Raw genomic sequence first — 10,938 nt, forward strand, 5'->3', positions numbered from 1 at the left:
TCCTGCATAGCTGTCCCAAGACTCCTGTTGTTGTTCCGTATCAAATTTGAAGGAGGTTTCCTGTAAATCGGCCGTGTTCAGGTAAAACAACAAGGAGCGGTGGTGGCCCAGCGAAACAGCATAATGAACAAGCTGTAATTGATTTGAAAAGTCAACAGCAGCCTTCGGTCCGTCTTTCACCTGGAACGTAATCATTCCGGAAAAATTACGCATTTGCTTTTTCGCAAGTTCATACTGAGGATGTGATTCCAGCCCGGGATAAATAACCCGCAACACCTTAGGATGATTTTCAAGAAAATGAGCAACAGTCATGGCATTTTCAGCATGAGCCTTCATGCGAATTGGTAAAGTAGCCATTCCCCGCATAATCAGCCAGGCGTTAAAAGGACTAATAATTCCCCCCAAACGAATTGCAGTACTCTTGCGCATCGGAGATAACAGTTCCCGGTTTCCGACAACCGCTCCACCAATCGCATCGCCATGCCCTCCCATGTATTTAGTCAGCGAATGAATCACCAGGTCGGCACCCAACAGCAACGGACGGGTTGCCATGGGAGTAGCAAAAGTTGAATCTACGGCCAGCAAAGCACCGTGTTCGTGAGCCAGTTTCGCTGTTGCCTCAATATCGGTCAGCCTCAACAGCGGATTGCAGGGTGTTTCAATGTAAATCAGCTTTGTATTGGGTTGAATAGCTCTTTCCAGAGCACCAAGATCAGAGGTGTCCACCTTTGTAATACTGATATTCAGTTTTGGGATCATCTCATTGGTCATCTCTGCCATCGCCGCATAAGCTACATCGGTAATCACAGCATGATCGCCTGCTTGTAAAAAATGGAACAACAAAGCTGAAATAGCCGCCATTCCACTTCCAAAAGCAATCGCGGATTCGCCATTCTCCAAAGCAGCTACTTTTTCTTCCAGTTGATGAATGGTGGGGTTTCCCCAACGCGTATAGATCCAGGCGGCATCTTCATCCATTTCTTCAACAGAGAAACCTGCATCTGCATCAGTCAAAAAAGTTGTGGACATAACAATATTAGGAGCAGAAGCTCTGCTCACCGGATCGGGTTCTTCTCCTACATGTATCGCTTTCGTCTGTTCCCCGATCGGAAATTTAATTTTTGACATCTTTAAGTTTTTTGAATCCCCTAATTTATCAAGGCTTATAGGATAATCCTGCGAAATTGATGCTTTTTCTGCATCGTCGTCAAAAGTTAATTCAATATTAAAAGAAGATATATTTATCTGAAATGACAAACATCTTCATCCTTTGCCCGTAATATTCCGAACAATGTCAATCAACCTTTTTTCAAACTTTCACCTGCGCATAGTGCCCGCTTGTGGTGTGCGTTGCTTCTTGAGCCATGTACTACGGCAAGTAAACTCTTAAAAATCCCGTTGTTGCATCCCCCTGCATCAGCCGGATTCATAAGAACATACAAGCAATTACCCTAAATGAAAAGTTATGAAAACAAGTTCTGTCTTTTTCTTGCTATTTTTTATCTGCTTTGTTTCCCTGGCGCAAAATGAGCCCAACAGTTCAACAGCATCTAAATCGGTTGCTCCTCAGTTGAAGGATATGCAACAAGTACTCTACAACAACATCGACAAAGAAGCCATCTTGAATGTCACTCAAAAAGAAGGAGTTGAGCTTGTCGTTTTTAAGGTGACCACTTCCGGTGACGTAAAAGATGTGAATGTCATCAACAGTGTTTCCGACGAAATTACCCAACAAGTACTGCAAGCCCTGCAGGAAACCAATGGACAATGGACACCAGGCACCATCGATGGCAAAGATGTTGAGATGAACCGCATGGTTTCGCTTTATTTTAAAGCCGGCGACAGCCCGAGTGACAAACTTCGGATCACCCAACAGTTCAACAAAACAGCCCTAAAATCACTTCAAAAAGGCAACCAACTGCTTTTAAAAGAAAATAATCCCGAGCAGGCTCTGAAACATTACGACAGAGGGCTTCAGTATCGTCCGTTCGACACCTCCCTGCTATTAATGCGGGGGATGTGCCTGGCGGAGTTGGGTAACAGGAATATGGCTCAACAGGATTGGGCTCGTGTTGAAACCTTAGGTGGCAAAAACCTGCTAATTAGTTACCTGGCATTCGACATTGATAACTTAGAAGGCTATAGCGATTTGGTTGAATTCGCCAACAACAATTTGGTTTATAACCAATCTGTGTCCGAGTAATTCACTAACAAATCCAGATATACACAGGGCTGATTGTTGACAAAGAGCAATCAGCCTTTTTTTCAACGATTTTCATAATTGATATGATTGCATCATAATTGACACAAGAGTCACGAAAATTGATATGTCTCCCAACCTCCTATTCCCGAAATTGTCGGCAAAACTTTTTCAAAACCAAAAATTCAAGCTATGAAAACAAGTTTAAAATTTTTACTCGTAGCAATCGGGTTATCCCTGGCATTTAGTTGCGCCGACGAAAATGAGTATTTTGCCGACCAAGCATTAACCAAAAGTGCGGTAACCGTCAACCATGGCAACACGGGTCTTGATCAGGACCGCTATGTGATGATGAAAGATCTTGATCTGAAGGTTCATTACCGCATCATCGGGAAAGGACCTATTGATGTAGTTCTGGTTCCCGGATGGACTAATCCCCTAACCATTTACACAAAACAATTTGATTATTTTAGGGATAAAGCCCGCTGTATTTACGTCGACCTTCCGGGACAAGGCATGAGTGATGCTCCTGCTCCCGGCTCTCCACTCGATCCGGAAGACTCCGGTTTTCAATACACCATGGAAGTGATGGCTGAAGCTGTTTACACAATCGTAAAGAAAGAAGGCCTTCACCAGTTCGTAGCCGTTGGCTTTAGCATGGGGCCCACTGTATGGACAATGTTCGAAAGAATGCACCCGGCCATGATCACAAAATTTGTAGTCCTAGATGGCGGAATTGATCCCTGGCCAGAAGACGAGGCCGGAAAAGATCAACGACAAATGATTCGAGAGATGACTTACAATGTTATGGCAAACTGGACGTTAGAAGATAAACTAGGCCTTGAAGGCGCTCTTATCCCCCTGGATTTGACAGGTGAGAGAGTTGATGAATTGAGAGAGCTTGCCAGCTATTTCTTAGACTTCCCATCCCCGTTGCTCGCCAACATTTCCTATTGGGCGGATGCCGAGGATGCAAACGAATTTCTTGAGTGGACTGTTCCGATTTTATGTCTTTTCTCTAGTCCTGATGCAGAGGCTTACGCGGATATGATTTATCCCGGTAACGTATTTTACTCATTCCCGGGTGGAGGGCATGTTATTCATTGGATGTTCCATGAAGATATTAATCCTCTAATCGGGGACTTTATAAAAGACAAACCTGGTAAAAAATATTAAAATATAAAATCCAAGAGGCTGCCGGCTAAATTTCTCAACCATAGATCTTTCATTTAGGTAGCCTCTACTACTTAATTCCAAATTCAACTGATTATGCAACTCCAATAACCAGAAACAGGAACATCAGTGATACCAATTTCGTATCATTCGTTTTATCGATTATTGTATAATCATCTTAAAAAATTACGATGTAAAACTATTAGCTATCGAATTATGATCTCGAGACAAACAACAAACGAAGCCTTTATCCAAAGCATGACTGAGATCATTGAGGAGAATATGAAAAATGATCAATTTGGGGTCTCTGAGCTGGCAACAAAAATGGGAATCAGTCGCTCCACCCTCTACCTGAAAGTTCATAAAACCACCCAGAAATCGGTACGCTGTTTTATTCGCGAGACCAGGCTGCAAAAGGCGCTCAAATATATGCAGGAAGGACAACTCAATGTCTCGGAAACAGCATACGAAGTTGGATTTAGCAGCCCGGCCTATTTCGTTAAATGTTTTCACGATTATTACGGGTTCCCACCTGGTGAAACTCATTCCCGCAAGAAAAAACATGAAAGCACTTATCACTGTCCGGATTGCCAACCTGCCCGTTATATTTTACTTCACCGCACCATAATCGGTATCCTGCTGATCATTTTATTCATTTTATCCGGCTTACTAATTTTTGCTTCAAAAATCTTCTAGCTCAAAGACTAAACAAAATTTGGAGCGGTAGATTTTCACCTTAAAAATCAAGTATCTCAAGCTTAAAGGCAGTACAACGATTAACCTAAAATTTGGATTAATCGTAAACTCTTTTGTTGATTTCATTGCTCTCATCTCGCCGGAAAAGAATCAACAAACCGAAAATGCTATGAGCCACAGAAATGCGACCGATTCTCAGTTCATAGACCAGCTAAACAAAATAATACTGGCCAACCTAAAAAACGAGCAGTTTGGGGTTTCTGAACTTGCTAAAGCTGCAGGTTTAAGTCGCTCAGGCCTGTATTTTAAAATCAACTCAGTCACCGGAAAATCGGCCAGTAATTTTATGAAGGAAATTCGCCTTAAAAATGCGATGCAGATGCTAAAAGGAACATCGCTGACAGTTTCTGAAGTAGCTTATGAAGTCGGTTTTAGCAGCCCCTCCTATTTTATCAAATGTTTTCATGCTCATTATGGCTATCCCCCGGGAGAAATTACAAAGGCTATGATACCCGAAAGCGATTCTTCAGATCCTCAGGATCCTGCTGAGCAACTTCAATCGACAACGCACCTTTTAAAAAGATACAAACTCATTTCATTTATTACTGCAGTCATCTTTCTGCTTCTTGCGTTAATTCTGGTTTATACGGTTTCAGGCCCGAAAGCAAATGCAGAAAGATCGATCGCTGTTTTACCGTTTATTGACGACAGTCCCGAAGACGGAAACGATTATATCTTAGAGGGACTTATGGACGAAATCCTTTACAAACTTAGCTTGATTAAAGATATTAGAGTCATTTCGCGGACAACGGCAGAGCATTACCGCAACTCCACCAAAAGTGTACGTGAAATCGGCAAAGAGTTAAAAACCAATTACATTCTGGAAGGAAGCTCACAAACCATTAACAACACAGTCCGGATTCGTTTACAGTTGATTGAAACGAAAACCGACAAACACCTTTGGTCCAAACCCTATGAAAGGGAAGTAAATATGGGCAACATATTCAATGTACAAAGCGAATTAGCCTTTTTGGTTGCCAATGACTTAAATGCAATAATCACCAAAGATGAAAAGCAGCAACTGGAGAAAAAACCAACATCCGACCTTACAGCCTATAACCTATACCTGAGGGGGCTCGATTACAAGCGTCTTTTTGAGCTAAACCCGGTCAAACAATCGTGGCAGGACCGCTTAAAAGCAAAGCAACTATTTCAGCAGGCTGTTCAGTTAGATTCGACCTTTGCTGATGCCTATGCTCAACTGGGCGAAATTTACCTTTCCAGAGGCTATTGGGGAAACATTTATAATACGGCATACCTGGACTCGGCACTAATAATGATAAACAAGGCCTTATATTACGATGACAAAAACTGGAAAGCTCTAGCATTGAAAGGCCGTTATTATCTCGCCAAAGGCCAGCCCAACAAAGCCAATAAACTTTTTGAAGAATTACCGGTTAATGAAGCAAACCTAGTTGAATATTATGAGTTTGCCTTCTCTCATTTTTTGGGTACTGATGACCATTACAACGCTGTTAAAAGCTTTCTGAAGTACGAAGAAATTGTTCCCAACAAAATGTCGATTCGACCGATAATGCTGGTTCAATTTGGATGGATCTTGACTTATGCAGGTTATCCGGAGGTAGCAGCAACCTATGCCCGACAAATGCTTCATATGTACAACGACTCAATCCGGTATTTCAGCATCATGAATGAAATCGAAACCATGTCCGGAAATTTCGAAGCTGCACTCAACTACTGTCAACGCATATACGAAAAAGATTCAACTCGTACCGACAATCTTTATTATTTAATGATCAATTATCTATGGCTCAGAGATTATCCGGATGCATACAAATACATGATAAAATATGGTGAGAAGTATATTAACAGCGAAAGTGCCATGATCCTGGGATTTGTTTATGAAAAAAATGGCATGCAAGAAGAAGCTCAGGCACACTACCGGAAAGCCATTAAGATCGTTCAGGACGAAATCGCCAGAAACAACTTTTTCGCCCACAATTATTATTCGCATTCCTTTCTGGCATGTGTCTATTCGGCCATGGGTGAAACTGAAAAATCACTGGACTACTTGAGAATAGTCGAAAAGAACAAAACCTCAATTTCCCGATTACTTGTCGTAAGTATGAAGCAGTGGCCATTACTTGATAATGTTCGAAAGGAACCTGCCTTTGATGAAATATTAACAAAGATGGAAGCCAAATACCAAAAAGAGCACGAGCTTGTAGGCCAGCTTCTCCGGGAAAAAGGACTCATCAACTAATCCATCATTCGTCGTTTTCCTGATCCTGTATTCAATCGCACTGCCTTTCCTGTGGATGCTCTTGACTAGCAGTTTTAATAAGCCAATTCCGAAGATTAAATCCGAACAAGCTAAGGCGGCTTGTCGTAAGCATACAAGAGAAGAACCATCAAGTCCAGAAGCAAGAAACAGCTATTGTCTGTAATACGTGCAAAAAACCAAATTGTCAGCATCGAAGGAAAGCTATGGACGGACTATCAACTAACAACCAAAAATTTATACAAAAGCTAACCGAAATAACTGAGGCTAACTTGAGAGATGAAAAATTTGGGGTATCTCAACTAGCCAAACAAATGGGAATAAGCCGTTCAAATCTTTATCTTAAGGTACACTCCAGCACACAAAAATCAGTCAGCTGTTTTATTCGGGAGATCAGACTCAAAAAGGCTCTCGAATATTTGAAAGCAGGTGAATTCAATGTATCCGAAACGGCTTACGAAGTGGGATTTAAAAGTCCGGCCTATTTCGTCAAATGCTTTCATGACTTTTATGGTTTTCCTCCCGGAGAGATTCAAAAAACAACGAATGCAAGAAAAGAACAAGAAGATGAAAAAAACCATCCAGACCATCCCGAACCTGTTTTCGATCAACCCAAAGTATGTCCACCAAAGAAAAGAAGAAGAATAATATTGCTTGTTCTTCTTCCCATTGTCATTGTATCTGGCATTGTATTTACCATCGTCAATAATCATAGGAAGCACCCTGTTTCAATTGCCGTTCTTCCACTCAAAAACTTAACCGGGAGTTCGGAGAACGACTATTTTGTCGATGGTATACATGATGCAATTATTGGAGATTTGGGAAAAATCAGTTCAATTCGGGTCATTTCGAGTAGCTCAACACTCCACTTCAAAAACAGCAACCTTCTATTAAAAAATATTGCCCGAAAATTAGGAGCCGATATGATACTGGAGGGTTCTGTAATGAGTGCAGGCGATTCAGTACGGCTTTTACTTCAATTGATTGATGTATTTCCACAGGAGCGTCACATCTTTTCCAATGAGTACAAGGATGTCATGAATAATATATTAACAGTGCAATCTTCTGCATCGAAAGATATTGCACACACTCTTAAAGCAGATGTTACCAGCAGTGAAGAAAAACGATTAAATCGCAAACGAACCGTCGATCCTGAAACTTACAAAGCATACCTGCGGGGCATGTATTACATCAACCAGGGAACCGAAGAATCGTTTAAAAAAGGCATTACTTATTTACATGAGGCTATTCACAGGGATCCGGGAGATCCTTTCGCCTATGCAGCACTATCCTTAGGCTACGTCAATATTGCGCACGCAGGATTAAATCCGCAAGAATCATTTACAAGTGCCATGTCTGCTTCGAACAAAGCCATCATGCTGGACCCGGACAATGACCAGGCCAATACTGCCCTGGCCTTGTTATACCTCTATGATATCTGGGATTGGCCCAAAACAAAAGAAACCTTCGAAAGAGCCCTCAAGAACAATCCGAACAATGTTATTGCCAATGCAAATTTTGCCTGGTATTTTCTTCTTTTCGGCGACATGGAACAATCACTTCACTATGCTCATAAAGCAGTTTTACTGGAGCCTTTATCTGCATCATACAAATCATGGCTTGCATTACTTTCGTATCACGCTAATGAACTGGACCAGGCAGAATATTGGGCAAATGAAGCCTTAGATCTGGAGAAAGACATCCCATACGCCAACATCGCATTAGGATGGGTCGCCCTTAAACGAGGAAATTATCAGCAAGCCATTGAATATCATGAAAGACTTCCTCAGGATGATTACCACAACATATACCGCGCTTATGCATATTGCGAAGCCGGAGAAAGGGGGAAAGCTCTGGTCTTATGGAATCAATTAAAGGAAAAAGAAAAAAGCCAGCACGGTTTGGAGTGCAACCTTGGATTTACGGCTGCCTTTCTTGGCTTTAAGGACCTAGCCTTTCATTATCTCGAAATTGCAATCGATGAAAAACAATATCCGGTAACGTTCTTCTTTGCAAGCCCGTTTTCTAAAAACTTAAGGGACGACCCCAGATACCTGGAATTGCTAAAACAAATGAATCTTCCACCAAACCGAATATTACTTCCTTCGAATCGACCGATGGTCGCCGCACAGTAAAGGACCTCTGCTTTACTGTAAATCAACCAAAATATGAGCTCTCAGGTCCATTTCGAGACATAATTTAAACCACTTGGACGATAATTGATATCGCAAAGCTTTTTTTTAAGTTAATCAAGACATAGCTACTAAGTCTTGGACATTGAACTGCCATAACTTTGTACCAACATTGTTCAGAAGCCTTAAGTTGTTTTACACCCTTTTATTAATTAATTAAAATTCTCACAGCCATGAAAAAATTTATTCTATTGAGCATTTCGCTCTTGATCTCAATGGGCTTGTGGGCCCAAATCTATCACGGTCAATCAGAAGAAGTGACCGTAAAACCGCCTCAATTTGCAGGACAACTAGTAGCTGCAACAATTGCTGATGCACCGTCAATTCTGGATTATGTTGCGGCCAAAATGCAGTATCCTGAACGAGACATCAAATTTAGAAACGAGGGAACAGAGGTTATTAGTTTCACCGTGGGTACAGATGGTACTTTAAGAGATTTCAACATTATTAATAGTGTATCATCCTCAATGGATGAGGAAATTACCCGGGTACTAAAAGAAACCGATGGAATGTGGATTGCTGGTACCAATAACGACGGACCAGTTGAAATGCAAACAGAAATCGCAGTCTCTTGTAAAATTGCCTGGAATGGCACAGAAGGATCTGTCACCAATTTTAAAAAGGTAGCCACCAACTACTTTACAAGAGGAAGTAAATTGCTGTATTTGAAAGATCATCCACGCAGAGCATTAGCTAATTTCAACCAAGGTATCCAGTACTTACCTTACGATGCCAACCTTTTGGTTATGAGAGGTTATGCTAAATTTGCACTGGGAGATAAAGAAGGAGCAATTGAAGACTGGAAAATTGTGAAAGATCACACTGGAATTGATAATCTGAAAGCCGTTGCATTAATGTATCAGGATTTGGATGGCTATGCCGAATTATTGACAGAAATGGATCGTTAGCCCGCCTGTATTATAATTTAAAATAAAAATAAGGACGCACAGCCTGTTTCAGTTAAGGAACAGGTTGTGCGCCTTTTTTAAGTACCAGGTGAAAAATCTCGCTTAGAAATTATAAATACAGTCAATATACCATGACAGAATCCAAATTCCTTTGAAAATTTCCCATCAAATATGCTCTGGCGAAACAATAGCAATACCATTTTAGGCTCAAATCAGCCATCCGAACACAAGTAAATTCATCAACGACAAAAACAACCAAATTCAGAATGTTTTCATCCTTTTATCTGTTTTAGCACATAGTTAAAACTTCATGAGCGATAATTGATACTCGTAAGCGCTACTTTAAACGAATTAGAACATAGCTCATATGCATCAGAGTGCTGTCTGCCTTAACTTTGCTTCATAAATATTTACGAGTTAAACATCTTTTTATCTATTAACTAAAATTCTCACAGCCATGAAAAAATTTTTGTTACTAAGTTTTGCACTATTATTCTCACTGGGCTTGTGGGCCCAAAGTTATCACGTTTCTGAAAAAGAAATCCTCGTAAAACCACCTAAGTTTACAGGTGCTCCAGTAGTACAGACAGCAAACAATGGTGCTTCGATTGACCAGTATATTGCAAGCAAGATGCAGTATCCAGCAGATGATTTAAAATTTAGGAGAGAAGGAACCACTGTCATTAATTTCACCGTTAATACGGATGGAAGTTTGAGTAACTTTAAAGCTGTCAACAGCGTGTCTGATGAAATGGACCAAGAAATTATTCGGGTATTAAAAACAACAGACGGAATGTGGATTCCGGGAAGCAATAATGAAGGTCCTGTTGACATGCAGCGGGAAGTTGCTATTGCCTGTAAAGTTGCAAATGAGGATAGCCCGAACAGAACAACCAACTTTCAAGCAGTTGCGACCAACTACTTTAAAAAAGGCGCCAAACTTCTTTACGTAAAAGATCATGCGAATCGGGCATTATACAATTTTAATCAGGGTATTCGCTACATGCCATTTGATCCGAGTCTTTTAGTAATGCGTGGTTATGCCCGTTATGCAGTAGGTGATCGCGATGGTGCTATTGCAGACTGGAAAGTCGTTAAAGCAAAAACGAATATTGATATTCTGAAATCACTGGCATTAAATTACCAGGATTTGGATGGCTATGCAGAATTGATGGCAGAACTTCAAAAGTAGCTGCCGGTATTGGAAATCTTAAAAAGTGAAAAAGGCGTACAGCTTGTTTCGGGAAACGAAAACAGGTTGTACGCCTGTTTTATGTGCCAATGCTACCTACCTGTTAAAAAAGATTCGACTTCATCTGTAAATCCGGCTAAAAAACAATAACTTGAGAGGAAAGATCAGCAGAATCTGACTTACAAGTTCATTCAAAAAATTTGCATCATGAAGACGACAGATCAATTTGGTATCCAGGAAGCCTTAAATCAACTCCACATCCAGCCGATAAACGA

Annotated in this window: 8 protein-coding genes; 7 read left to right on the forward strand and 1 reads right to left on the reverse strand. The window is 40.9% G+C overall.

Annotated features, from left to right (window positions below; translation table 11 throughout):
- Positions 1 to 1,128: trans-sulfuration enzyme family protein (locus AC37HE_RS12340; RefSeq protein ID WP_500783148.1), on the reverse strand; the 1,128-nt coding region annotated here is incomplete at its 3' end.
- 337 nt (positions 1,129 to 1,465) lie between these two features.
- Between AC37HE_RS12340 and AC37HE_RS12345 the strand changes: the two genes are divergently transcribed.
- The 7 genes from AC37HE_RS12345 (at position 1,466) to AC37HE_RS12375 (ending at position 10,663) form a co-directional block, all read left to right on the forward strand.
- Complete coding sequence (locus tag AC37HE_RS12345) at positions 1,466 to 2,203, forward strand: energy transducer TonB (RefSeq protein ID WP_500783149.1); 738 nt, start codon at positions 1,466 to 1,468, stop codon at positions 2,201 to 2,203.
- A gap of 189 nt (positions 2,204 to 2,392) precedes the next feature.
- Positions 2,393 to 3,376, forward strand: coding sequence for an alpha/beta fold hydrolase (locus AC37HE_RS12350; protein WP_500783150.1), 984 nt, complete (start codon positions 2,393 to 2,395; stop codon positions 3,374 to 3,376).
- A gap of 213 nt (positions 3,377 to 3,589) precedes the next feature.
- A complete protein-coding gene (locus tag AC37HE_RS12355; protein ID WP_500783151.1) occupies positions 3,590 to 4,069 on the forward strand; it encodes a helix-turn-helix domain-containing protein in 480 nt (159 codons plus the stop codon).
- Between the two features lie 169 nt (positions 4,070 to 4,238).
- On the forward strand, positions 4,239 to 6,353 hold the full coding sequence (locus tag AC37HE_RS12360; protein ID WP_500783152.1) for a helix-turn-helix domain-containing protein: 2,115 nt from the start codon (positions 4,239 to 4,241) through the stop codon (positions 6,351 to 6,353).
- A 332-nt stretch (positions 6,354 to 6,685) separates the two neighbouring features.
- Complete coding sequence (locus AC37HE_RS12365) at positions 6,686 to 8,506, forward strand: helix-turn-helix domain-containing protein (RefSeq protein WP_500783155.1); 1,821 nt, start codon at positions 6,686 to 6,688, stop codon at positions 8,504 to 8,506.
- 230 nt (positions 8,507 to 8,736) lie between these two features.
- Positions 8,737 to 9,471, forward strand: a complete 735-nt coding sequence (locus AC37HE_RS12370; RefSeq protein WP_500783153.1) for an energy transducer TonB — start codon at positions 8,737 to 8,739, stop codon at positions 9,469 to 9,471.
- Between the two features lie 457 nt (positions 9,472 to 9,928).
- Positions 9,929 to 10,663, forward strand: a complete 735-nt coding sequence (locus AC37HE_RS12375; protein WP_500783154.1) for an energy transducer TonB — start codon at positions 9,929 to 9,931, stop codon at positions 10,661 to 10,663.
- The last annotated feature ends 275 nt before the right edge of the window (positions 10,664 to 10,938 follow it).

The sequence above is a fragment of the Mangrovibacterium sp. genome, from assembly GCF_059905295.1.

Excerpts from the sequence above, each read along its gene's own strand:
- AC37HE_RS12345 (WP_500783149.1), top strand. The coding sequence starts at position 1,466 with ATGAAAACAAGTTCTGTCTTTTTCTTGCTATTTTTTATCTGCTTTGTT.
- AC37HE_RS12375 (WP_500783154.1), top strand. The coding sequence starts at position 9,929 with ATGAAAAAATTTTTGTTACTAAGTTTTGCACTATTATTCTCACTGGGC.
- AC37HE_RS12350 (WP_500783150.1), top strand. The coding sequence starts at position 2,393 with ATGAAAACAAGTTTAAAATTTTTACTCGTAGCAATCGGGTTATCCCTG.
- AC37HE_RS12360 (WP_500783152.1), top strand. The coding sequence starts at position 4,239 with ATGAGCCACAGAAATGCGACCGATTCTCAGTTCATAGACCAGCTAAAC.
- AC37HE_RS12370 (WP_500783153.1), top strand. The coding sequence starts at position 8,737 with ATGAAAAAATTTATTCTATTGAGCATTTCGCTCTTGATCTCAATGGGC.
- AC37HE_RS12365 (WP_500783155.1), top strand. The coding sequence starts at position 6,686 with ATGGGAATAAGCCGTTCAAATCTTTATCTTAAGGTACACTCCAGCACA.
- AC37HE_RS12355 (WP_500783151.1), top strand. The coding sequence starts at position 3,590 with ATGATCTCGAGACAAACAACAAACGAAGCCTTTATCCAAAGCATGACT.